General features: G+C 68.7%; 23 protein-coding genes and 1 tRNA gene. 10 read left to right on the top strand and 14 right to left on the bottom strand.

Annotated elements, in window-relative coordinates; genetic code table 11:
• Positions 1–43 precede the first annotated feature (43 nt).
• From MOX01_RS06695 to MOX01_RS06675, 5 genes are read right to left on the bottom strand one after another with little or no spacing between them, the layout of a single operon-like run.
• On the bottom strand, positions 44–772 hold the full coding sequence (locus MOX01_RS06695; RefSeq protein WP_141368977.1) for a FadR/GntR family transcriptional regulator: 729 nt from the start codon (positions 770–772) through the stop codon (positions 44–46).
• Between the two features lie 33 nt (positions 773–805).
• On the bottom strand, positions 806–1,585 hold the full coding sequence (locus MOX01_RS06690; protein WP_058631247.1) for a 3-oxoacyl-ACP reductase: 780 nt from the start codon (positions 1,583–1,585) through the stop codon (positions 806–808).
• 39 nt (positions 1,586–1,624) lie between these two features.
• Positions 1,625–2,986: an aldehyde dehydrogenase family protein gene (locus MOX01_RS06685; RefSeq protein ID WP_141368976.1), complete on the bottom strand. Its 1,362-nt coding sequence runs from the start codon at positions 2,984–2,986 to the stop codon at positions 1,625–1,627.
• On the bottom strand, positions 2,983–3,735 hold the full coding sequence (locus tag MOX01_RS06680; RefSeq protein WP_058631249.1) for a gamma-glutamyl-gamma-aminobutyrate hydrolase family protein: 753 nt from the start codon (positions 3,733–3,735) through the stop codon (positions 2,983–2,985). The genes MOX01_RS06685 and MOX01_RS06680 overlap by 4 nt, the downstream gene beginning before the upstream one ends.
• Positions 3,716–5,122, bottom strand: a complete 1,407-nt coding sequence (locus MOX01_RS06675) for a glutamine synthetase family protein (RefSeq protein ID WP_141368974.1) — start codon at positions 5,120–5,122, stop codon at positions 3,716–3,718. The genes MOX01_RS06680 and MOX01_RS06675 overlap by 20 nt, the downstream gene beginning before the upstream one ends.
• Positions 5,123–5,229: 107 nt before the next feature.
• Between MOX01_RS06675 and MOX01_RS06670 the strand changes: the two genes are divergently transcribed.
• Positions 5,230–6,780 (top strand): amino acid permease, encoded by a 1,551-nt coding sequence (locus MOX01_RS06670; protein WP_141368972.1) that lies wholly within the window; start codon positions 5,230–5,232, stop codon positions 6,778–6,780.
• 59 nt (positions 6,781–6,839) lie between these two features.
• On the opposite strand, the gene MOX01_RS06665 is transcribed toward MOX01_RS06670, so the two are convergent.
• The gene (locus tag MOX01_RS06665) at positions 6,840–7,112 is read right to left on the bottom strand and encodes a metal-sensitive transcriptional regulator (protein ID WP_045263421.1); all 273 of its coding nucleotides are present in this window, start codon (positions 7,110–7,112) and stop codon (positions 6,840–6,842) included.
• Between the two features lie 105 nt (positions 7,113–7,217).
• On the opposite strand from MOX01_RS06665, the gene MOX01_RS06660 reads away from it, so the two are divergent.
• From MOX01_RS06660 to MOX01_RS06650, 3 genes are read left to right on the top strand one after another with little or no spacing between them, the layout of a single operon-like run.
• Positions 7,218–8,495, top strand: coding sequence for a DUF445 domain-containing protein (locus MOX01_RS06660; protein ID WP_061017772.1), 1,278 nt, complete (start codon positions 7,218–7,220; stop codon positions 8,493–8,495).
• A gap of 2 nt (positions 8,496–8,497) precedes the next feature.
• A complete protein-coding gene (locus tag MOX01_RS06655) occupies positions 8,498–9,430 on the top strand; it encodes an arginase family protein (RefSeq protein ID WP_141368970.1) in 933 nt (310 codons plus the stop codon).
• 8 nt (positions 9,431–9,438) lie between these two features.
• The gene (locus MOX01_RS06650; RefSeq protein ID WP_170224165.1) at positions 9,439–9,960 is read left to right on the top strand and encodes an AAA family ATPase; all 522 of its coding nucleotides are present in this window, start codon (positions 9,439–9,441) and stop codon (positions 9,958–9,960) included.
• Positions 9,961–10,089: 129 nt separating this feature from the next.
• Here the strand turns inward: MOX01_RS06650 and MOX01_RS06645 are convergent.
• From MOX01_RS06645 to galU, 4 genes are all read right to left on the bottom strand, one after another.
• Positions 10,090–10,162, bottom strand: a tRNA-Ala gene (locus MOX01_RS06645).
• Between the two features lie 52 nt (positions 10,163–10,214).
• A complete protein-coding gene (locus MOX01_RS06640; protein ID WP_141368968.1) occupies positions 10,215–11,060 on the bottom strand; it encodes a hypothetical protein in 846 nt (281 codons plus the stop codon).
• A 93-nt stretch (positions 11,061–11,153) separates the two neighbouring features.
• Positions 11,154–11,765, bottom strand: coding sequence for a GNAT family N-acetyltransferase (locus tag MOX01_RS06635; RefSeq protein ID WP_141369147.1), 612 nt, complete (start codon positions 11,763–11,765; stop codon positions 11,154–11,156).
• A gap of 43 nt (positions 11,766–11,808) precedes the next feature.
• The gene (gene galU, locus MOX01_RS06630) at positions 11,809–12,696 is read right to left on the bottom strand and encodes a UTP--glucose-1-phosphate uridylyltransferase GalU (RefSeq protein ID WP_046749794.1); all 888 of its coding nucleotides are present in this window, start codon (positions 12,694–12,696) and stop codon (positions 11,809–11,811) included.
• Positions 12,697–12,737: 41 nt separating this feature from the next.
• Here galU and MOX01_RS06625 point away from each other — a divergent pair, with 41 nt between their 5' ends.
• Genes MOX01_RS06625 through mscL form a run of 3 tightly spaced genes read left to right on the top strand, consistent with a single transcriptional unit; the run spans position 12,738 to position 14,068 of the window.
• On the top strand, positions 12,738–13,334 hold the full coding sequence (locus tag MOX01_RS06625) for a 5-formyltetrahydrofolate cyclo-ligase (protein ID WP_046749795.1): 597 nt from the start codon (positions 12,738–12,740) through the stop codon (positions 13,332–13,334).
• A 14-nt stretch (positions 13,335–13,348) separates the two neighbouring features.
• Positions 13,349–13,621, top strand: a complete 273-nt coding sequence (locus MOX01_RS06620; protein ID WP_046749796.1) for an FmdB family zinc ribbon protein — start codon at positions 13,349–13,351, stop codon at positions 13,619–13,621.
• A 24-nt stretch (positions 13,622–13,645) separates the two neighbouring features.
• Positions 13,646–14,068 (top strand): large conductance mechanosensitive channel protein MscL, encoded by a 423-nt coding sequence (gene mscL / locus MOX01_RS06615; protein ID WP_046749797.1) that lies wholly within the window; start codon positions 13,646–13,648, stop codon positions 14,066–14,068.
• A gap of 284 nt (positions 14,069–14,352) precedes the next feature.
• Here the strand turns inward: mscL and MOX01_RS06605 are convergent, their stop codons facing one another.
• Entirely contained in the window at positions 14,353–18,021 is a 3,669-nt protein-coding gene (locus MOX01_RS06605; RefSeq protein ID WP_174799759.1) for an ATP-binding protein, read from the bottom strand.
• Positions 18,022–18,249: 228 nt separating this feature from the next.
• Between MOX01_RS06605 and MOX01_RS06600 the strand changes: the two genes are divergently transcribed.
• Complete coding sequence (locus tag MOX01_RS06600; protein WP_058631257.1) at positions 18,250–18,762, top strand: methylated-DNA--[protein]-cysteine S-methyltransferase; 513 nt, start codon at positions 18,250–18,252, stop codon at positions 18,760–18,762.
• Positions 18,763–18,828: 66 nt separating this feature from the next.
• Here MOX01_RS06600 and MOX01_RS06595 read toward each other — a convergent pair whose 3' ends face one another.
• On the bottom strand, positions 18,829–20,463 hold the full coding sequence (locus MOX01_RS06595) for a monocarboxylic acid transporter (protein WP_058631258.1): 1,635 nt from the start codon (positions 20,461–20,463) through the stop codon (positions 18,829–18,831).
• Positions 20,460–20,807 carry a DUF485 domain-containing protein gene (locus MOX01_RS06590; RefSeq protein ID WP_061015963.1) on the bottom strand — a complete coding sequence of 116 codons (348 nt, stop codon included), beginning with the start codon at positions 20,805–20,807 and terminating at the stop codon, positions 20,460–20,462. Before MOX01_RS06590 ends, MOX01_RS06595 begins: the two co-directional genes overlap by 4 nt.
• A 109-nt stretch (positions 20,808–20,916) precedes the next feature.
• On the opposite strand from MOX01_RS06590, the gene MOX01_RS06585 reads away from it, so the two are divergent.
• Both MOX01_RS06585 and MOX01_RS06580 read left to right on the top strand, forming a co-directional pair.
• Positions 20,917–21,774: a LuxR C-terminal-related transcriptional regulator gene (locus MOX01_RS06585; RefSeq protein ID WP_046749803.1), complete on the top strand. Its 858-nt coding sequence runs from the start codon at positions 20,917–20,919 to the stop codon at positions 21,772–21,774.
• Between the two features lie 96 nt (positions 21,775–21,870).
• Positions 21,871–22,218, top strand: a complete 348-nt coding sequence (locus tag MOX01_RS06580) for a histone-like nucleoid-structuring protein Lsr2 (RefSeq protein ID WP_058631260.1) — start codon at positions 21,871–21,873, stop codon at positions 22,216–22,218.
• Positions 22,219–22,257: 39 nt separating this feature from the next.
• On the opposite strand, the gene MOX01_RS06575 is transcribed toward MOX01_RS06580, so the two are convergent.
• A complete protein-coding gene (locus MOX01_RS06575) occupies positions 22,258–22,905 on the bottom strand; it encodes a MarR family winged helix-turn-helix transcriptional regulator (RefSeq protein WP_082738431.1) in 648 nt (215 codons plus the stop codon).
• Positions 22,906–22,943: the final 38 nt, after the last annotated feature.

Raw genomic sequence — 22,943 nt, 5'->3', positions numbered from 1 at the left:
GTATCCGTTGCCGATTCAGGAAATGGCGACCGATTGGCACCGATCAGAGGAGGAAGCCACGCAGCAGGGCTTCGGACCCGGCGAGATGATCGCGCATCGCCGCCTCGGCAGCATCCGGACGTCCGGTGAGGATCGCGGAGACGATGCTCTCGTGTTGCTCCCCCGAGTGCTGGATGTTGCGCGGCATCAGCGGGAACGTATCGAGCCATGCATTGACGTCGGCCCTGTTCTCGGCCACGAGCGCGACCAGCGACGGGATTCCGGCGGCCTCGGCGATGGCCAGGTGCAGCAGCGTGTCCAGGCGCCGATACTCCTCAGGACCCGCAGGCACCGCCGCCTCGTGTCGCGCCCACAGGTCGGCACGGGTGGAGGCGTCCAAGGAGCGGCTCGCGGCCGCGCGCACGGCCCCGGTCTCGAGCACGCGGCGCAGCCCGAGCACGTCGTCGATCTCGTCCGGCGTCACCGCCCCCGGCACGCTGGGGTGTGGCAGCGGGTCGGCCACGAACGTGCCTCCGTAGCGACCACGCCGCGGCAGCAGGTAGCCGGTGTCGGCCAGCTCGCGGATCGCCTCGCGCACGGTGTCGCGACTCACCCCGAACGACGCCGCCAGCTCGCGCTCCGGAGGCAGGGACTCGCCAGGAGCGACCACACCGAGCCGGATCGTCTGCACGAGTCGGGCCACCGCGTCCTCGAGCGCATTACCGCGCCGCAGTGGCCGGTAGACGGCCCTTCGCACTTCGACGAGGTCGCCGTCGTGGGAGTGCTCGCTCATGCCTTCACCCTGTCACAGCGAGGTGAGGGTGGCTCACAGCGGGGTGACGTAGGCGTTCGTGATCCCGCCGTCGACGACGAAGGCACTCGCGGTGATGAACGACGCGTCGTCGGAGGCGAGGAACGCCACGGCCGCTGCGAGCTCGGCGGGCTCCGCGAAGCGTCCCATCGGCACGTGCACCAGGCGCCGCTGCGCCCGCTCCGGATCCTTCGCGAACAGCTCCTGCAGCAACGGGGTGTTCACGGGTCCAGGGCACAGCGCATTCACCCGCACTCCCTGACGGGCGAACTGCACACCGAGCTCGCGGGACATCGCCAGCACGCCCCCCTTCGACGCGGTGTAACTGATCTGCGAGGTGGCGGATCCGAGGAGCGCGACGAAGGAGGCGGTGTTGATGATCGATCCGCGCCCCGCGGGCACCATGTGACGGAGGGCTGCACGGCTGCACAGGTACACGCTCTTGAGATTCACGTCCTGCACGCGATCCCACGCCGGGAGCTCCGTCGTCTCGATGGAGTCGTCATCGGCCGGCGAGATGCCCGCGTTGTTGAAGGCGATGTCGATCCGCCCGAACTCCTCCGCGACACCGTCGAACAGCGCGTTCACCTTGGCCTCGTCTGCGACGTCGACCGGGCGGAACACGCCGCCCACCTCGGCGGCCGCCGCCTCTCCTGTCGTCGGATCGACGTCGGCGATCACGACGAAGGCCCCCTCCGCTGCGAAGCGCTGGGCGGTGGCGAACCCGATGCCGCTCGCGCCGCCGGTGATGATGGCGACGCGGTCCTTGAGACGCTGGGTCAGATCGATGCTCATGTGGGTTCTCCGTTCCGGATGGGTGAAAGGACGACGCGATCAGTGTTCATCGGTCGCGAAGAAGACGTTCTTGGTCTCGGTGAAGTGCTCGGCGGCGTCGGGGCCGAGTTCGCGCCCTAGGCCCGACGCCTTCATGCCGCCGAACGGCGTGGAGTACCGCACCGAGGAGTGCGAGTTCACGGACAGCACGCCGCTGCGCACACCCCGGGCCACGCGGACACCGCGTCCCAGGCTCTCGGTCCAGACGGAGCCCGCGAGACCGTACGCCGTGTCGTTGGCCAGACGGATGGCATCGGCCTCGTCCTCGAACGGCATCACCGCGACGACGGGCCCGAACACCTCCTGCTGCGCGATGCGGTCGGCGGGGTCGGCGAGCACCACGGCCGGCGCGAACCAGAACCCGTCCCCCTCGGGGGCACTGCCGCGGAAGGCGATGTCTGCACCGTCGAGGAACGACGCCACGGTATCGCGGTGTCCCGCCGAGATGAGCGGCCCCATGTCGGTGTCTTCGCGGGCGGGGTCGCCCACACGCCAGGCGGCGACGGCCGGTTCGAGCAGTTCGAGGAACCGGTCGTAGACCGAGCGCTGCACGAGCAGGCGGCTGCGCGCACAGCAGTCCTGGCCGGCGTTGTCGAACACGGATCCGGGTACTCCGGCCGCCGCGCGTTCGAGATCCGCGTCCTCGAAGACGATGTTCGCGCTCTTGCCCCCGAGTTCGAGCGTGACGGGCTTGAGGGCTCGCGCGCAGCCCGCCGCGACTTCGACGCCCACCTCTGTCGAGCCGGTGAAGACGACCTTGCGCACGTCCGGGTGTTCCACGAGACGCTGCCCGACGACCGAGCCCGACCCGGTGACGACCTCGAACAGCCCCTCCGGTAGTCCTGCTTCGCGCGCGAGCTCGCCGAGGCGGATGGCGGTGAGAGGTGTCAGCTCGGCGGGCTTCAGCACCACGGCGTTGCCCGCGGCGAGCGCCGGTGCGAACGCCCACGAGGCGATCGTCATCGGGAAGTTCCACGGAACGATCACGCCGACCACGCCGTAGGGGTCGTGGAACGTGACATCGAGCCCGCCGGCCACCGGGATCTGTCGCCCGGACAGGCGCTCCGGGTCGGCGGAGTAGTAGTTGAGCACCTGGGCGACGTGACCGGCCTCCCAGCGGGCCGAGCCGATCGGATGCCCGGAGTTGAGCACCTCCAGCTGCGCCAGCTCTTCGACGGCGCCGTCCACCGCGCGGGCGAACGACCGGAGGGCATCCGCACGTGCCACCGGGGCCAGGCCCGCCCATCGACGCTGCGCCGCGACGGCACGAGCGATCGCGGCATCCGTCTCTCCGATGCCGGCTCTGGGGACCTCGCGGATCGCGGCACCGGTGGACGGGTTGATGACTGTGAACGCGCTCATCGGGCGTCCTCCTTCCGCCCGGCGGCGAACGCGCGAGCCTGCGAGACGAGATCTTCGAAGAGACGTCGGTCTTCGGCGTTCTCCTCCGGATGCCACTGAATGCCGACGACGTGACCATCTGCGGTGTCGACGAACGCCTGCACGAGTCCGTCGGCGGAGTGCGCAGCGGCGACCAGCCCCTCCCCGAGCCGATCGATGCCCTGATGGTGATAGCTGTGCACGCGTACGTCGCCGGCACCGAGGACGCCGGCGAGCGCCGTGTCGCCCGAGACCTCGATGTCGTTCTCGGCGAACACGCCTCCGCCCAGGCGGTAGCGCTCGGTGCCGAGCGACTCGGGCAGGTGCTGGTGCAGAGTGCCTCCGCGCGCCACGTTGACGAGCTGCAGCCCGCGGCAGATCGCGAGCACCGGTATGCGGCGCCGCTCGGCCGCTCTGAACAGCGCCAGCTCCCACGCGTCGCGGTCGACCCGGGCCGGATCCGTGAGCGGATGCCGCTCCTCGCCGTAGAGCTCGGGAGCGACGTCGGCCCCTCCGGAGAGGATCAGTCCGTCCAGCCCGGCGATGGCGGCATCCGCCGACTCCGGGTCCTGTGGCGGCAGGAGCAGTGCGATTCCGCCCGATGCCGTCACTCCGGTCAGGTACTGCTCGGGCAGGAACGCGGCCCGCACATCCCACACCCCTTGCTGCGCCCGCTCGAGGTAGGTCGTGACCCCGATCAACGGTGCCGGGTCAGAGCCGCTCGAAACCACGGATCCGCTCCCAGTCGGTGACGGCGGCGTCGTAGGCCTCGACCTCGATGCGCGCCTGGTTCAGGTAGTGCTCCACAACGTCGTCGCCGAACGCTTCGCGCGCGATGGCCGACTCGCTGAACAGCTGTGCCGCTTCGCGCAGCGTGGTGGGAAGGTGTTCGACGCCGGCCTCGTACGCGTTGCCGGCGAAGCGGTCGGGCAGGGGCAGTTCGTTCTCGATGCCGTACAGACCGCCGGCGATGATGGCCGAGATCCCGAGGTAGGGGTTCACGTCGCCGCCCGGCACTCGGTTCTCGACCCTGAGCCCGGCCCCCGCCCCGATCACGCGCAGCGCACAGGTGCGGTTGTCGATGCCCCAGGCCACTCCGGTCGGGGCGAAGCTGCCCTTCGCGAACCGCTTGTACGAGTTGATGTTGGGCGCATAGAGCAGCGTGAACTCCCGGAGCGTGGCGAGGATGCCTGCGATCCAGTGCCCCATGATCGGACTGAATCCGTGCTCGCCGTCTCCGGCCATGACCGGAGTGCCGTCGTCGGCGCGCAGCGAGAGGTGGATATGGCAGCTGTTGCCCTCGCGCTCATTGAACTTCGCCATGAAGGTGAGCGCCTGGCCGTGCTGCTCCGCGATCTCCTTCGCGCCGTTCTTGTAGAGCGCGTGCTGGTCAGCGGTCTCGCGCACCTCGGCATAGCGGAAGGCGATCTCCTGCTGCCCCAGGTTGCACTCCCCCTTCACGCCCTCGCAGTAGAGGCCCGCGCCGTCCATGCTGTTGCGGATGTCGCGCAGCAGCGGCTCGAGGCGGGTGGAGGCGAGCAGGTTGTAGTCGACGTTGTAGTCGGTCGACGGCGTCAGTCCCTCGTACTTGCGGGCCCAGGCGTCGCGGTAGGTGTTGTCGAAGACGATGAACTCGAGCTCGGTGCCCGAGAACGCGGTCCAGCCGCGTTCGGCCAGTCGATCGCGCTGACGGTCGAGGATCGCCCGCGGCGACGGGCTCACCGGCTCCCCGTTTCCCCACACCAGGTCCGCGATCACCAGCGCCGTCCCCGCCAGCCAGGGGATCCGGCGCAGCGTCGCGACGTCGGGCCGCAGCACCATGTCGCCGTAGCCGCGATCCCACCCCGACATCGCGTAGCCGTCGACCGTGTTCATGTCCACATCGACCGACAGCAGGTAGTCGCACGCCTCGGCACCGTGATGCACGATGTCCTCCTGGAACAGTCGTGCGGACACCCGCTTGCCGACCAGCCGCCCCTGCGCATCCGCGAAGGCCACGATCACCGTGTCGATCTCGCCGGCGGCGATGCCGGCATCCAGTTGCTCGATGCTCAGGTTTCCCGCCATCGTCTCGCTCCCGTCGTCGTGGTGAAGCGATCGGCCGACCGGCTTCGCCATCAGAGTAGATCACCAGGACGTTTAAAGGTAGACGAAACCACCATTGGCTGTCACAATCATCCGCAAGGTGCACCCGGCGCCTGTGTGTGCTTGCGAACGGAGAGCGGATGTCTGAGCAGAGCAGTGAATCCCGCAAGGTCGCTGGGGCGACCTATACACGCGCCGGGAACGAATACTTCGAGAAACGCACCCTGAAGAGGTCTGCCGGTGTCTGGGGCCTGTGGGGTCTCGCGGTCGCCGCCGTCATCTCCGGAGACTTCTCCGGCTGGAACTTCGGCATCGACTTCGCGGGCTTCGGCGGAATGCTGATCGCCTTCGTGATCCTCGTGCTCATGTACTACGGCATGATCTTCGCGATCGGCGAGATGGCCGCGATGATGCCCCACACCGGGGGCGCCTACTCCTTCGCGCGATCGGCGATGGGACCGTGGGGCGGCTTGGTCACGGGCGCAGCGGAGACGATCGAGTACGTCGCGACCACGGCGGTGATCGTCTACTTCTCGGCGTCGTATGCGAACGGCATCACGAGCGAGCTGCTGGGAATCCAGCTGCCGGGGTGGCTCTGGTACCTCATCCTCTACGTCGTGTTCATCGCGCTGAACTCCGCGGGGGCCGCGATCTCGTTCCGATTCGCGATCGTCGTCTCGATCATCTCGATCGGCATCATCCTGGTGTTCTCCCTGATGGCGATCTTCTCCGGCGCCTTCAGCTGGGACGCGCTGTGGGACATCACCCCCGACCCCGGCCAGACGGAGTTCCTGCCGCACGGCGTGCTGCCGATCCTGTTCGCGCTCCCGTTCGCGATGTGGCTCTTCCTCGGCATCGAAGAGCTGCCCCTGGCCGCCGAGGAGTCGCACAACCCGACCCGCGACATCCCCAAGGCCGGCTTCTGGGCGCGCGGCACCCTCATCGTCACGGGTCTGCTCGTCCTCTTCCTGAACACCGGCGTGATCGGCGCCGAGGCCACCGGCACCGCGGGCGAGCCGCTGCTCGACGGCTTCCGCGCCATCGTGGGCGACCAACTCGCCGCGGTGCTCGCGCTCTTCGCCCTGATCGGGCTGCTCGCCTCCCTGCAGGGCATCATGTTCGCCTACGGCCGCAACATGTACTCACTCTCCCGCGCAGGCTACTACCCTCGCTTCCTCTCCCTCACCGGCAAGCGGCAGACGCCGTGGGTGGCGCTCGTCGTCGGTGCGGCGATCGGTTTCGTCGCCCTCATCGTGCTCGACGTGCTCGCGGCCGTCGACGCCGAGGGCGCCGGGTCGGTGGCAGGCGCGATCGTGCTGAACATCGCGGTCTGGGGCGCGGTGCTCGCCTACGGACTCCAGCTGGTGTCGTTCATGATCCTCCGCAGGAAGTACCCGGACGTCGCGCGGCCGTACCGGAGCCCGTGGGGGATCCCCGGCGCAGCTGTCGCGCTCGTGATCGCCGCGCTGATCTTCGTCGGGTTCCTGCTGAATCCGACGTTCGGCCCCGCCATCGTGGCGATCGCCATCGTCTACGTCGTGATCCTGCTCGGATTCGGGCTCTTCTTCCGCCACCGTCTGGTGCTGTCGCCCGAAGAGGAGTACGCGATCTCCGGCGGCTCCCACGGCGACCCGCAGGCCGAGGGTTACGACGCCATGGAGGGCGAGGTGTTCGACGACAGCGGCAGGTGACTCACCGCGCAGCGCCTCGACGACTCCGTCGGGGCGCTGTGTCGCGCCGCCCCTGGACCCTACTTGCGGTCGAAGTCGAAGGCCTTGAGCAGCTCGACGACGGCCTTCTCCCGCTCCTCGCCGCCCTCCTCGAACATGTGGGTGACGTGCGTCTGCAGGTGGTTCTCCAGCAGCAGGCGGTTGAGTGACTCCAGGGAGCGCTGGATGGCGCGGGACTGCGTGATGATGTCCATGCAGTAGTCCTCGTTCTCGATCATCCGCGCGACGCCGCGCATCTGTCCTTCGAGGATGCTGGTGCGGTGCAGCGCACGTTTCTTGATGTCTTCGATCACCCCTCGAGGGTACTCCCCCCAGGGGGTATCCGGCTGTCTGTGCGCCGAGACAGCGCACGCTCCGCGCACAGGGCCGCCGGTGCGGTGGCGTGAAAGGATGACGTCATGCCGCGAACACCGATGACGCAGCTCTCGCCCGCCGACCAGGAGCGCCTCCGCGCGCTCCGACGCATGAAGGCCGTCGCCCTCGGCGCCCTGGTGTTCATGGCCGTCGTGTTCGTGTTCGCCTTCGCGTTCCAGCAGCGCATCGAGGGACTCGCCTATGTGCGCGCGGCGGCCGAAGGCGGCATGGTGGGTGCGCTCGCGGACTGGTTCGCGGTGACCGCGCTCTTCCGACGCCCGCTGGGGCTCCCCATCCCGCACACCGCGATCATCCCGAACCGCAAGGACGAGATCGGCCGCTCGCTCGGCGAGTTCGTGGAGACGAACTTCCTCGCCGCCGACGTAGTGCGCACCAAGCTGTCGACCACGAAGATCGCTCTGCGCGCAGGCGACTGGCTGCGTGAGGCCCCGCATGCGGAGCGGGTCGGCGCCGAGGGTGCGACGATCGCCACGGCCGTGCTCAACGCGCTGAGCGACGACGACGTGCGAGACCTGATCACGGACCTCGCCCGCGAGCATCTGGTCGATCCCGAGTGGGGTCCGCCCGCCGGAGCGTGGCTCGAGAAGATCGTCGAGGCCGATGCCCATCACGGCGCTGTCGACCTCGCCGCCGACAGCATCTCGCGCTGGCTCGACGCGAACGCCGAATCGTTCAGCGGTCTGGTCTCCCGGCGCCTTCCGGGGTGGGTGCCGAAGCTGGCTCACCGCTTCGTGGACGACACGGTGTATCACGAGGCGGTCAAGTTCGTGCACGCCGTGCAGGCCGACCCCCACCACCCGGCACGCCTCGCGGTCGACGGCTATCTGGCACGTCTGGCCGACAGCCTGCAGAACGACCCGGCGACGCGGGCGAAGCTCGAGAACGCCAAGGCGTCGCTGTTCGACAGCCCCCGCGTCGGCGCTCTGGCCGCTGAGGCGTGGAACACCGCGAAGAACGGCTTGCTCGCTGCCCTCGCCGATCCCGAGAGCGGCCTCCGACGCCGCGCCGTGCAGGCCCTGCAGGAGGTCGGGGAGCGCCTCACGACCGACACCGCGCTGCAGAACCGCGTCGACACGTGGGTATCGGACGCCGCGGTCTTCCTCGTCGACCGCTACCGGCACGACATCGCCTCGATCATCACCGACACCGTCGAACGCTGGGACCCGGCGGAGACGACGGAGAAGATCGAGCTCATGGTCGGCCGCGACCTGCAGTACATCCGTTTGAACGGCACGTTCGTCGGCGCCCTGGCCGGTCTCGTCATCTTCTCCATCGCGCACGCCCTGATCCCCGGAGTCTGACCATGCCCTCGTCCTCCCGACCGCTGAGCCACGATCCCCTCTGGCCCCGAGCCGGGTCCTGGCCTGCCTTCGACGGCACCGCCGACGCCGTGCTCGTCGGGGTGCCGACCTGGCGCACCTCGCTCTCCCCGACCGGTGCGCACGCGACGCCCACGGCGATCCGCGCGGCTCTCCCCCGCTACGGCACCGCGCTGATGGGACCGCCGGTGATCGAGCTCGACGAGGTGCTGCGCATCGCCGACGCCGGCGACATCGCCGATCCTGACGGCTCCGCCGGTGAGGCCAGGGTCATCTCCCGCGTGCGCGAGCTCGCCGCCGCTTCGAAACTCGTGATCGCCCTCGGCGGCGACAACTCGCTCACCTATCCCGTGGCGCTCGGTGCCGAAGCGACGGGACTGATCACGTTCGACGCCCACTTCGACCTGCGCGACGGCATCTCGAACGGCACTCCCGTGCGGCGCCTCGTGGAAGATGTCCCCGCCACGTCGCCGCTGGATACCACGCGCATCGACCCGACCAAGGTCGTGCAGATCGGCATCGCCGACTTCGCGAACTCCGCCGCCTACGCCCGACGCGCAGCCGAGTGGGGCATCCGTGTCATCCCCCTCGACGAGCTCCGCCGCCGCGGAATCGACGATGTCGTCGCGGAGGCCGTGGAGGTCGCCGGTTCCGGAGCCGATGCGCGCATCCATCTCGACATCGACGTCGACGTCTGCGACCGGTCGGTCGCGCCGGGCTGCCCGGCGAGCGTGCCCGGCGGTCTGCAGGCGTGGGAGCTGCGCGCCCTCAGCAGGGCCGTCGCGGCGGATCGACGTGTCGCGAGCGCCGACCTGGCCGAAGTCGACGCCACCGCCGACGCCGACGATGCCCGCACCGTCCGCCTGGCGGCTCTGTGCGTGCTGGAGCTGCTCGCCGGACTCGCCGCACGCACATGAGGATCGTGGTGTCGGGGACGCACGCCAGCGGCAAGAGCACGCTGATCTCGGACTTCCGTGCGGTCCGCCCCCAGTACGTCGTACTGCCCGACCCCTTCGAGGACCTCGATCTCGACGATCCCGCGAGCGAGCACAGCTTCGCCGTGCAGCTGCGCGTCACCGCGGCGCGACTCCGGGAGTCGGCCGCCGCTTCCGCGGTGATCTGCGAGCGGGGGCCACTCGACTTCCTCGCCTACCTGACCGCTCTGGAGGAGCTGGGCCGCAGTGACGGCGCGCTCCTCGCCCGCGCCGCAGAGATCGTGGAGGCGTCGATGGCCGCGATCGACCTCGTCGCGATCGTGCCCCTGGACGGGAGCCGGCCGATCCACGTCACCGGCGACGAGGACCCGGCTCTGCGCGTCGCGATGGACGAAGCGCTGGTGGGACTCGTCGATGACCTCGAGCGCGCAGGCTCCGTCCCGCACGTGGTCACGATCGTCGGCAGCCCCGAGGAGCGGCTCCGGCTACTGCTCGAGGCGAGCCGGGGCTGACCAGCCCCAACCCCCGTGCGGCGAGGGCGCTCACTCACAGACCCGGTCTCGACCTCCAGCACGAGCGGCCGAGGAACCAGAACGGCCGACGGGACATGATCTCTCATGTCCCATCGGCCGTCTTCACGGTGGACCTAAGGGGATTCGAACCCCTGACCTCCTCGATGCGAACGAGGCGCGCTACCAACTGCGCCATAGGCCCGTGAACAGGTTCTACGCTATCACGACGAGAGGGCCGCTCGCGTCGCAGACCGTCATCCTGCGGCCCGACGGGAGAGCAGTTCGCGCACGTGGGCCTCGATCTCGGCGTCGTCGACGAACCCCATCCGCGCGTACGGCGACGACGCGGCCGGCAGGGCCACCGGCGGCTCCGGTGCCATCTGCTCCGCCCGCTCGCGCAGTGCGGCGACCCGCGCGGCCTTGCGGCGCGCCTCCTGGGCGTCCAGCTGAGCCTGCGCGACCTGCGCGCGGGACCCCGCCACGGATGCCATCGGCTCGGGCAGCGGACGCGGCGTCCACGTCGCTCGGCCCTGGTCGTGAAGCTCGGGGGCCACACGCGGAGCAACAGGGGTGGCCACGACGTGGGCGGCGCGCGCGGCACGGTTCGCGACCGCGGCCATGCGCTGCAGAGCGACACCGGCGACGACGACCACCGCACCACCGACCCAGATCAGAGCAGATCCGCCGGCAGCCAGCAGCTGCCACACGCCCAGCCCGGCGACGATGAGCCCGACCAGCAGGCTGCTGGTCGCGAGGATACGCACACGTCTGCGCGCGCGCGCCCGACGGATCACAGGGTCGGCCCTGGTGGCCGCGAGTTCCTGCCGCAGAGCCTCGAGCGCGGCGGCCTCCCGCTCCGACTGCACCCTCTTCGCCAGCTTCTGCTGAGCGAGCGCGGTGCGGGCGTTCAGCTCGACGCGGACCTCCCCCGGCGTCTCGCTCGTCTCGGCGAGCACGCGCAGCGCCTGGTTCAGTCGCACGGCGTTGCGTTCGGCGGCGTTGTACTGGAACCGGCCTCGCCACGACGGCAGCAGATAGAGCATCCACAAGAGCACGGCGACGAGCACGATCACTCCTCCGCTCAGCACCGGCCCGTCCATACCGACAACGCTAAGGGCTGGGAGCGGGCAGCGCCGTACAGACGGGCGCGTGTCGCGGCGTGTTCGTCCGGATCCGCTGTCCGGACGGGTGTTTCAGGACGATATGCGGTCGGCCGGCGGCACCGTCGCGGCGTCGGGAGGCACCTGGCCGCTGAGCCACCGCGCCAGCACACCCTGCGGCACGTCTTCCGTGGTCAGGGCGAATGCGTAGTGGTCGCGCCAGTCCCCGTCGATGTGGATGTAGCGCCGCCGCAATCCCTCGTACCGGAACCCGAGCTTCTGGACGATGCGCAGGCTCGCGGCGTTCTCCGGACGGATGCAGATCTCCATGCGGTGCAGGCCGTACTCGGTGAAGCACGCATCGGTGGCCATCGCGACCGCTGTCGGGGTGATCCCGCGACCCGCGAACCGCTCGCTCACCCAGTACCCGATCGTGGCAGAGCACAGCGAGCCCCGAGAGACTCCCCATACGTTGAGCTGCCCCGCGACCTCCCCGTCGTACTCCATGATGAAGGGGTAGCCGGAGCCGTCACGGTACTGCTGGAGCAGGCGACGGATGCTGAGCCTCATATCGAAGGACACCGATCCGTACGGGACGGTCGCCTCCCACGGCTGAAGCCATGACCTGTTGGCGAGCAGCTCATGCTGCAGAGGCCGCGCATCCTTCGTTCGGACGAGCCGCAGCTCTATCGGGCCGTGTCGCATCCCCGTCGCCAGATCCATGCCGCACCGACGCCCGCGAAGCCGCCTAGAGGCGTTCCGCGAACTCCTTGAGCCAGGGGCGCAGCTCCGAACCGAGGTCGTCGCGGTCTGCCGCGAGCTGGACGATCGCCTTGATGTAGTCGACGCGGTCGCCCGTGTCGTAGCGGCGACCACCGAAGACGACGCCGACGACGCCGGGGCCGTCAGGGTCGGCCGCCATCACCTGCAGTGCGTCCGTGAGCTGGATCTCGCCCCCCTTGCCCGGCTCGGTGTGCTCGAGGATCTCGAAGACCGAGGCCGGGAGGACGTAGCGTCCGATGACCGCGAGGTTCGAGGGGGCGTCCTCCTGTGCCGGCTTCTCGACGAGACCGGTGACCCGAACCGCATCCGACCCTTCGAGGGGTTCGACCGCAGCGGCGCCGTACATGTGGATGTTCGCGGGATCGACCTCCATCAGCGCGATCACCGCGGCGCCGGTGCGCTCGTGCTCGGCGATCATCTCGGTGAGCAGCGGATCGCGCTCGTCGATCAGGTCGTCACCGAGCAGCACGGCGAAAGAACTGTCGCCGACATGGGTGCGCGCACGCAGCACTGCATGACCCAGACCCTTCGGCTCCCCCTGACGGACGAAGTGGATGTCGGCGAGGTCGCTCGACTTCATCACGCGCTCGAGGCGACCGGTGTCGCCCTTCTCCATGAGCTTCACCTCGAGCTCGGGGACCGAGTCGAAGTGGTTGGAGATCGCGTTCTTGTTGCGCCCGATGATGACGAGGATGTCGTCGATCCCGGCGTCAGCCGCCTCTTCGACGACGTACTGGATGGCCGGCTTGTCGACGACCGGGAGCATCTCCTTCGGCATCGCCTTCGTGGCGGGCAGGAATCGTGTCCCCAGTCCGGCGGCGGGGATGACTGCTTTGATCTTGTGGTTGCCCATCCTCTCAGCCTAGTGGTGAGCGTCGACGTAGACTCGGAGCCATGTCGAACGACGTCGAACACGCCAAGCGCGCACTCCGCGCCGAGCTCCGCGAACGACGCCAGCTCCTCTCCGACACACAACGCGAGACGGCGGCCACGGCCATCGGCGAACGCCTCGATGCCCTCGTCGACGAACTGGGCGCCCGATCCATCTCCTGCTTCCTCTCCACCACGACAGAGCCGGGCACCCGTGACTTCGTGACCAGGGCCGTGCGCCGCGGCATCCGCGTGCTCCTCCCCGTCACCCGCGCCGACGGACTGCTGGACTGGGCTGTCGCCACGGACGATGACGAGGTCGCCGAGGGCCTCTTCGGCCTGCCGGAGCCCACGGGCGAGGTGCTGGGCCCTATCGCCGTGAACGACGTCGACCTGATGATCGTCCCTGCCGCGGCGGTCGACCGTTCCGGCATGCGCATGGGCTGGGGGCGCGGGTACTTCGACAAGACGATCGGCTCGATGGAGAAGTGCCCTCCCGTCTACGCGGTCATCTATGATTCCGAGGTACTCGACGAACTTCCGCGAGAGGTCCACGACCAGCCGGTGAACGGCGTCGTTACCCCGTCGCAGACCCTCACCCTGTCGCCGCGGCGACGCTGATCTCAAGGACCCCCATGCCCACCTACGCCTATGCCTGCACCGCGTGCGGTCACACCTTCGACGCCGTGCAGAGCTTCGCCGACGACGCTCTCACTGTGTGCCCCGAGTGCGGTGGCGCGCTGCGCAAGCAGTACGGCTCGATCGGTGTGACCTTCAACGGCTCCGGTTTCTATCGCACGGACTCGCGCGCCAAATCCGGTGGATCGAAGGATGGTTCGGCATCATCGAAGACGGAATCGACGACGAGCGCCAAACCGGCGGCTGCGTCGACTCCGGCCTCTTCCTGAGGTATCGATCTGTTGGGGGATCCCATGCTCAAAGGTTTCAAGGACTTCCTGCTCCGGGGCAACGTCATCGATCTGGCCGTCGCGGTCGTCATCGGCACGGCGTTCACCGCGATCGTCACGGCGGTCGTCAACAGCATCATCAACCCGCTCATCGCGCTCTTCCTCAAGGCGGACGCGGCCGGACAGTTCGGGATCCAGGTTCCGAACATCTACGGCGAGACGGTGACCTTCCCGATCGGCGACCTGATCTCGGCGATCATCAGCTTCCTCGCCGTCGCCGTCGTCGTGTACTTCGTGTTCGTGCTGCCGATGAACACGTTCAAAGCTCATGTCGAGGCCCGCAAGGGCACGCCCGCGGAAGAGCCGGAGGAGGAGCCGGCCGCGGCGACCGAGTCCGAGCTGCTCGTCGAGATCCGCGATCTGCTCAAGGCACAGCGCGGAGCCTGACCGGCTGGAACCACTCGAGACGCACGGTCCCTCTTCGGAGGGACCGTGCGTCTCTCCGTTCCCGGCCGAGGTAGGAGCCGCACAGTCAGTAGTGCGGCGGGACGTCCTGGAGCAGCTGGTCGTCGTTCGGCCCCTTGGCACCCTTCGGCCGGTTCCGCGCCGGCGGCGTCTCCGCTGGCCCCGATTCCGGTTCCGGGTCGCTCCCCGGCACCGGAGTGAGACGCGCACGACGAGATCCAGCGATGCGTTCCACGTGCTGGCGCGGGTCCGCGGGCCCCGGGTGCTCAGTCATTCTGGGTGTCGAGCGTGTCGATCGGCTGCGTATCGTTCTCCGCGCGCGGGGCGGAATCCGAGATGCCGAGCACCGCGGCGATCCGGGTCGCCACGGTCACGGGGTCGCTGTAGAGGTCGAACGCGTGCACGCGCACGTAGTGCCAGCCCAGGCGACGCAGCACGTGCGGGCGCAGACGCAGGGACTCGCGCAGGGACTCGCCTCGCGTCTCGGGATCCGACTCGATCACGACGGCCTTGCCGCCGTGCTGCGCGACCAGCGGGAGCAGTCCGCGGTAGTCGACGTCCACCGAGGCGCCGAGGCGCCGCAGTTCGCGGGCAAGCGCCAGGGTCAGCGGGTCGGCGAGATCCTCCAGCCGCGCATCCCGGCTCCGGGCGGCCAGGCCGCCGAGGATCGACATCAAGGTCGCCGCCCCATGCTCCAGGCGCCCATCGTCGAACGAGGAGGGACGGATCGACGAGACGAGGACCATCGAACGGCGCGCTCGCGTCATCCCGACCGTGAGCAGTCGCTCGCCGTCCGGTGTGGAGAGGTCGCCGAAGTCGCTCAGGACGCGGCCGTGCTTGGTGAGGCCGAAGCCGAGCGAGAAGATCACACGATCGCGGCTCTCGGCAACTGACTCCTCGAGCGTCAGCACCGCGAACGGTTCGACCGTGTCTCGGCCGACGAAGTCCGCGACATCGGATCGCCCGGCGAACGCCGAAGTGACGGCGGCGCGCACGCGCTCGGCGTGGCGGGCGCTCGCGGTGACCACCATGAGGGATTCCGACGGGCGGTGCACCGCGTGCTCGACCACGAGGGTCACGACCCTGGCGACCTCGGCATCCGGGCTCTCGACCGCACCCGAGATCGGATCGGGCGTTCCCGTACCGCCCTCGACGTAGTCGACCGTCAGACTGCCACGACCGAGGTACGAGCCCGCCCAGGGAAGGGAGACGATCTCGCCTCCGTAGAAGGCATCGTTGATGAGCTCCGCGAGGTCCTCGCCACCCGCCCGGTAGCTGCGGGTGAGGGTCAGCACGGGCAGGAGCTCGGACAGCCGCTCGAAGGCCGAGACGTCGTCGAAGGGCACCTCGGGCTCCCACGACTCCTCCGGATCGACCGCGATGCGGAACGGGGTGGGGCGCTGCGTGACCGGGTCGCCGAACGCGACGATCTGGCGCGCACGACGGATCGCCGGGGCCGCTTCTGCGAGGTTGATCGCTGCGGCATCGACGAGGATCACGGTGTCGAACTCGACCGAGTCGGGGATCTCGGGCACCAGGTACGGCGAGGAGATCCAGGCCGGCGCGAGCACGTCGACAAGGGTGGGCGCAGCGCTGACCACCTGCGCGGTGGTCGTCGCGGATTGCGTCAGCGCCTGACGCAGGTGCTGCGACTGCTGGGGCTCGTCGACGATCGCGATGCGCCACTGATTGGCCAGCTGCCATGCGAGCAGCGGTCCGGCCATAGCGGCATGCGCCTCATCGACCAGGCGGAAATCGCGCTCGAGCCGATCGACGACCGCGGTGTTCGCTCCGAGGAGGGCGCGGTTGTCCTGCAGGGCGCGCTCGAGGAGGGACTGCCACCAGGCGAACTCGAGCTCCTCCCCCACCTGGGACTCCGAGACGTGGCGGACGGAGAGCTCGGTGAGAAGCGGCTCCAACCCGAGGAGGGCGAGTCGGTCACGCAGCTGGGCGCGCTCGACCAGGTTCTCGAAGACGTCGGATTTGGCAGCGAGGCCGGCGAGGGTGCGAACGAGCCGGGCCACGGGCAGCGATGCCAACGGCTCACGGCGTCCGAGGGCGGTGTCGAGTTCGGCGAGCTCGGCTTCCACACGCTGCCAGGCCGCGTGGACGTCGGCGAGACCGAGCGGGATCTCCGGAGCGACGCCGGCGTCGACGAAGCGCTGCCATTGGGTGCGCTGCGCCTGGATCCGCAGGAGAGCCTCATGCATCTCGGTGACATGCACTCCAGGGCGGACATACTCCTTGGCGAGCCGACGGAGCCTCCGCCTGTTCGCCCCGGACAGGCCGGGAGCGTCGCGGCGCGAACCGTGCGCCTGGATGAGCTCACCCAGAGGACGTTCGAAGACCGTGGGGCTGAATCGGTCGAGCGAATCGCGGATCCCCTGCAGCAGCCGCAGGTACTCGCCGAGCTCGTCGATGGTCGCGAACGGACGCATGTGCGTCTGCGCGATCAGCTCGTAGCCGCGCTCGAGCAGGGTGGGCACGCTCTGCGAGTGCAGTCGCCCGGCGAGCTCGTGCGCCGCTCGTGCGGCTTCGGTGCTGGAGAAGGTGACCCCGTACCAGGGCGAGTCGTTCGGGCCGAAGCGGAATTCGCCGAGACGGGCGGCCTGTGCGAGGGCCTCGGCAGCCTCGCTGCGGTCGGCGGCGAGGCGACGAAGCGCATCGGGTCCGAGACGCGCGGTGGTCGACGGTGGAACAGGGAGCGACGCCAAGCGCGTCAGCTGGCGGGTGGCGTCGAGGACCGAGGCGCCCAACCCGGCGATCGGCGCGCTGAGCGCCTGACGGTAGTCGCGCAGGACGGTGCGCAGGCGCACGAGGGCATCGTCGACTTCGCCGACCTTCGGCGCCGTGGCCTTCTCGTTGCGCCCGATGGCCCTGACCAGATCGCGCCGCACGTTCGCCGGCGAGACCGCGAGGCTGTCCAGTCCGATCCCGGCGAGACGATGGCGGACGCCGTCGAGGGTCGAGCGACGCGCGGACACGACGAGGACGCGCTTGCCTCCGCGCACGAGTTCGCCGAGCGCGTTGATCACGGTCTGCGTGCCGCCGGTCCCCGGAAGCGTCGCGACGGTCAGGGAGTGCCCCGCGGCGATGCGCGCGAGCACAGCTTCCTGCTCGGCGTCGGCGTCGAGGAGGAGATTGTCGGACGCAGGAGCGCGGTCGTCCGGCCCGATGTGGTGCGGGATCGCCCGTGGGGCGGTCACGCGCTCGCGGTCGCCCACGTGTCCGGCGAGGGCGTTCAGCACCTGATGGTCGAGACTGCCGCCGTCGCGGGACATCACCCCGGACACGTCGGCGAACGTCGAGACGACCAGGCGCGGCTCGACCGAGAAGGTGTCGATCGATCGCGTGATCGCGCGCAGGCTGTCGATCACCGGCTGCGGCTTGAAGATCCCGCCGTCGTAGGCGAGGGCTGCGAGAGCTGTCGCGTCGATCGTGAGACCGAAGTGATCGCGGGCGATCCGCACGAGTTCGGGATTCACCTCGAAGGTGCCCTGCAGCTTCAGCTCGAAGTCGGAGTGGTGGCGGCGGATCGCCAGCGGACGCAACAGCACAGGTGCGGCGAACCCCGCTCCCCCGATGCGCCACCGGGCGACGCCGACGGCGAGGTGCACGGCCTCGATGCCGCGGACGGTGCGCAGCTCGGTGTTCTTTGCTGTGATGCGCTCCGCGGCGAGTCTCGCTGTGCGCAGACCGACCTCATCGCGGAAGAGGTTCGAGAGCAGCGTCGACTTGCCGGTGATGAACTGCGGCAGGCTGCCGGGGTGCGCCTTGGAGATGTCGATACCCGACTCGGGGCTGTCGCGGAAGCTCACCAGTGGCGAGGGGCCGCCGAGATCCGCGGCCTCCGCTCTCAGACGCGTGCGCTCCGACTCCGCTGCGTGCGCGATGTCGATGCCGGCAGTGGACCCGTGCAGGTCGCTGATCGACACAGCAGGATCCACCGCTGTGTCGTCCGCAGACTTTCCTTCACGTCGCCACACAATGACACCCTAGGCGCGCGACATGCCGACGCGGGGTATCCCGGGCGGGTTTCCGCCGAATTTCCGCGATGCGATGCACCGTCCACTTCTCCTGCCCGGCGTCCGCGCCGACGAGGTTCTCCACCCGGAGCGGCAACAGCGGCGTGCGGTGTCCCGTCCAGCGGTCAGGATGGGGGCATGACCTTCCGCTACGACTTCGCGCCGACCCCCTTCGGCGATGCTCTCGCGGTGTTCTCCGACGAGGGCATCGTGCGGTTCGATCTCTCCGAATCCGAAGACCCGCGCGTGCCCTGGCTGCTCGAAGGCGTGTCGCGCCAGCTGAGATCCGTGCCGGAGCCCGACCCCGGCGCCGCCGACGAGCTCGCCCATCTGCTCGCCGACTACTTCGACGGCGAGCAGGTGCGCTTCGACGAGCACATCCGCCTCGACTGGCGACTCGTCGACGGGTTCGCTCTGACCGCTCTGCGGACGATCTGCGACATCGAGTGGGGCGAGACGATGAGCTACGGAGAGGTCGCGGTCCTCGCCGGACACCCCGGCGCCGCGCGCGCCGTCGGCACAGCGTGTCGCATCACACCGTTCTCGATCATCGTCCCGGTGCACCGCGTCGTGCGGTCGGACGGCAGCGCGGGCCAATACGGCGCGCACCCTGAGCGCAAGAAGTTCCTGCTCGACCTCGAGACGAGCTGAGCCGTCGGCAGGCGGTGTCGTGGACCCGGCGAGTAGGCCGCCGGGTCCACGACTTCAGGCTCAGGCTCAGTGCTCCGTGGCCTTCTCCGCGCCGAATCCGGTGAGCGATCGCACCTCCATCTCCGCGGCCAACCGGGGAGACTCCTTGCGGCTGCTGGTGATCGTGCCCAGCCAGCCGAGCAGGAAGCCCAACGGGATCGAGACGATGCCCGGGTTGTTCAGCGGCCACACGGCGATGTCGATCCCCGGGATCATCGATGTCGGGGTTCCCGAGAACACCGGCGAGAGGACGATGAGGACAATCGCCGACCCGAGCCCGCCGTACATGCTCCACACGGCCCCGCGAGTGGTGAATCGGCGCCAGAACAGCGAGTACAGGATGGTGGGCAGATTCGCCGACGCGGCCACGGCGAAAGCCAGCGCCACCAGGAACGCGATGTTCTGCCCCTGCGCGCCGATCCCGCCGACGATCGCCAGGATGCCGATCACGATGACCGTACGTCGGGCGACGCGCACCTCTCCGTTGGGGTCGGCTTCGATCGGCTTGCCCTCCGAGTCCTTGCGCCCCTTCTGGATGACGTTCGCGTAGATGTCGTGCGCGAACGACGCGGCAGCGGTGATCGTGAGTCCCGCGACGACCGCGAGGATCGTCGCGAATGCCACAGCCGAGATGAAGCCGAGCAGCACCGGTCCGCCGAGTTGGAGAGCCAGCAGCGGGGCCGCGGAGTTCACACCCCCCGGGGCCGCGGCTATCACGTCCGCTCCGACCAGGGCGCCGGCACCGTACCCGAGCACGAGCGTGAGCAGGTAGAACCCGCCGATGAGCCAGATGGCCCAGACGACCGAGCGACGGGCCTCCTTGGCGGTCGGAACCGTGTAGAAGCGCATCAGGACGTGCGGCAATCCCGCGGTGCCCAGCACGAGCGCCAGACCGAGAGAGAGGAAGTCCCACGGATTTGCTCCGTACTGCAGACCGGGCGCCAGGATCGCGTCACCCTTGTCCGAGTTCGCCACCGCGGCCTCGAGCAGCGTGTTCAGACTGAACCCGTTGATCGCGAGCACCCACACGGTCATCCCGAGGGCACCGCCGATGAGGAGGAAGGCCTTGACGATCTGCACCCAGGTCGTTCCCTTCATGCCGCCGATCAGCACGTAGACGATCATGAGGATGCCGACGACCGCGATCACGACCGACTGACCGACCCGACCGTCGATGCCGAGCAGCAGGGACACCAGACCGCCGGCACCCGCCATCTGCGCCAGCAGGTAGAAGAAGCACACGGCGAGCGTCGTGATGGCGGCCGCCATCCGCACAGGCCGCTGCTGCAGGCGGAACGAGAGCACGTCCGCCATGGTGAACTTGCCGGTGTTCCGCATCAGCTCGGCGACCAGGAGCAGGGCCACGAGCCACGCCACGAGGAAGCCGATGGAGTAGAGGAATCCGTCGTACCCGTTGATCGCGATCGCACCGCAGATCCCGAGGAATGATGCGGCGGACAGGTAGTCGCCCGCGATAGCGAACCCGTTCTGCGGACCGGTGAACGAGCGGCCGGCGGCGTAGTAGTCGGCCGCGGTCTTGTTGTTGCGACTCGCTCTGATCACGATGAACAGCGTCACCGCCACGAACGCCAGGAAGATCGAGATGTTGAAGACCGGATTGATCTCGAGGGCAGCGGGTGCTGCCGTGCGCACGCCGCTCATGCCGCGCCCTGCGCTTCCTCGAGTTCCTCGCGGATCTGCGCCGCGAGCGGATCGAGCTTGCGATTCGCGAAGGAGACGTAGGCCATCGTGATCGCGAAGGTGGTGACGAACTGGCCGAGGCCGAAGAGGAGGCCGATCGTGATGTCACCCCACACCCGCTGTCCCATGAAATCCGGAGCGAAGGCGGCCAGAAGGACGTAGACGAAGTACCAGAGAAGGAAGAAGGCCGCCATCGGGAAGATGAACGATCTCTGCGTGCGTTTCAAGGTCAGGAATCTCGGTGATCGTTCGACCGCTGTGTAGTCGATCTCACCGTTCGGATCCGTGTTCGTCTGGTCGCTCATGGGGCCTCCTTGCCACATGTCCGGTGCTCGCACGAGCCACCTCGCGCGAATGGTAGGGTCGACGCTACGAAACGGGGCATTGCGTCGTCACCCCCGAAAGTAGGTAGTCGTGAACTCACCCGTCGCCCGCGAATCCGAGGCGGATCTCGTCGCGAACGCGGTGCGGGAGCTTGCACGGCGCACACGCTTCCCTGTCGCTTTCGGCGGCCTCATCGAAGAAGGCGTGGTGAGCGTCACCAGCATCGTCGGCGCTCGCACGCGTTCGCTGGACGGTCTTCGCGTGCGTCCGGAACGCGGCCTCGGCGGTCGCGCGATGATGGAGCTCCGCCCCCGCATGACGAGTGACTACGGGTCGTCCCAGCAGATCACCCACGACTACGACGTCTTCGTGCTGGGAGAAGGTCTGCGTACGCTCCTCGCTCTTCCCATCGTCGTCCAGGGACGCTCCCGCGGGGTGCTCTACGCCGGCGGGTGGGACGAGGAGCGAGTCGGCGGGGTGACCACCGCCCCCGCCATGCAGGTCGCCCGATCCGTCGCCGATGAACTGCGCATCCGCGACGAGGTGCAACGGCGACTCCAGGAGACCGCCCTCAATGAAGACGTGGTCGCCCCGGCGCAACGCGAGGAACTGCGGCAGAGCTTCGCGGAACTCCGCAGCATCGCGGCCTCCGTCGAGGACGAAGATCTCCGCACCAGGATCGCGCACGTCGAGCGGCGCCTGCTGACCCTCGCCGGGGACGGTGCGGCGCCGGCCACGGGGCCGATCCCCGCGATCCACCTCTCTCCGCGCGAGACCGACGTGCTCGCATGCGCCGCGCTCGGTTCGACCAACGCGGAGATCGCGTCGCAACTCGGTCTGCGAGAAGGCACCATCAAGGCATATCTGGGGACGGCGATGTCCAAATTGGATGCGTCGACGCGCCACGCCGCTGTCGCGAGAGCCCGGCGAATCGGACTTCTTCCCTGATCAAAGGGAATGGAGTAATCGCACGGGCTTTGCGAGATGAATGCGATCGAGCATTTCGAGTTGTCGCATTTCTCTCAGGGGAGTAAAGTCGCCCCCATGGCGAGACGAATTGTGCACCAGCTGGTCGACGACATCGATGGCAGCGTTCTGGAGGTCGGCGAAGGCGAGACTGTGCATTTCTCGCTCAACGGCACCGCTTATGAGATCGACCTGAACACCGCGCACGCCGATGAATTGCGCAAGGCGCTGGAGCCCTACGTGGCGGCCGGACGCAAGGCGGGATCGTCCTCGAACGCCTCACGCACGTCGTCCGCACGCAAGCGTCCAGCGCGGAACCCCGAGGTCGCGGCGATCCGCGCATGGGCGAATGACAATGGCCACAAGCTCTCCGAGCGTGGACGCATTCCTGCGCAGGTCGTCGACGCGTACAACGCGGCGCACTGACGTCATTCCAGACGTTCTTCACCCCCTACGGGGTAATTGTTACGCGCCCTCCTGCAGCCAGGGCTCGTCCCGAAGCGTGATCTCCTCGGTCATATCCGTGAGGAAGCGGATCACGACTTCCCTTTCGGCCTGCGTCAGGCGAGCGGCGGAATAGAACCGCTTCGCCTGCTGCCGACCCACGGTCTCCATCGCCGCATGCCGAGTCTCCGGGGTGATGGATATCTGCAACGCCCTGCGGTCGGTCGGGTGCGGAGCGCGGGCGATATGCCCTCCCTGCTCGAGGCGGTCGAGAAGCTTCGTGGTCGCCGCGGTGGAGACGCCGAGGTGGTGGGCGATGCCCCCCGGAGTGGCCACGAGGTTTCGATTCGCGCACACGATCAGATAGTGCAACGCGCGCATGTCGGTCTCGTTCAGGCGCATGTACCGGCGCGAGGCCTGCGAGAGGGTCTGCTCCGCTTCGCGCAGCCCTGCCAACGACTCCATGACCTGCGCGATCTGCTTCAGCTCCTCGGGCGGCACGCCTGTGCGGTCGATCAGGACACTGCGGGGGTCGCTGGCCTCGACGTCGTAGATCGCGGTGTGGATGAGCCCGTCCGGCGTCTCGCCCGTCGGACTCACCCCTGCTCCCGGTGCGGGGGACGACTCCTGCGCGCCCGCGTTCGGGGTGGTGCCGGGCTCCGAGTCCATGCGATCATGTTACACACCAACAGTTTCATGCTAAGTTG

The organism is Microbacterium oxydans, from assembly GCF_006540085.1.
GTDB classification, from domain to species: domain Bacteria; phylum Actinomycetota; class Actinomycetes; order Actinomycetales; family Microbacteriaceae; genus Microbacterium; species Microbacterium oxydans.
Note: the sequence above shows the minus strand (reverse complement) of the source record. Positions and strands in the feature narration are given on the sequence as shown.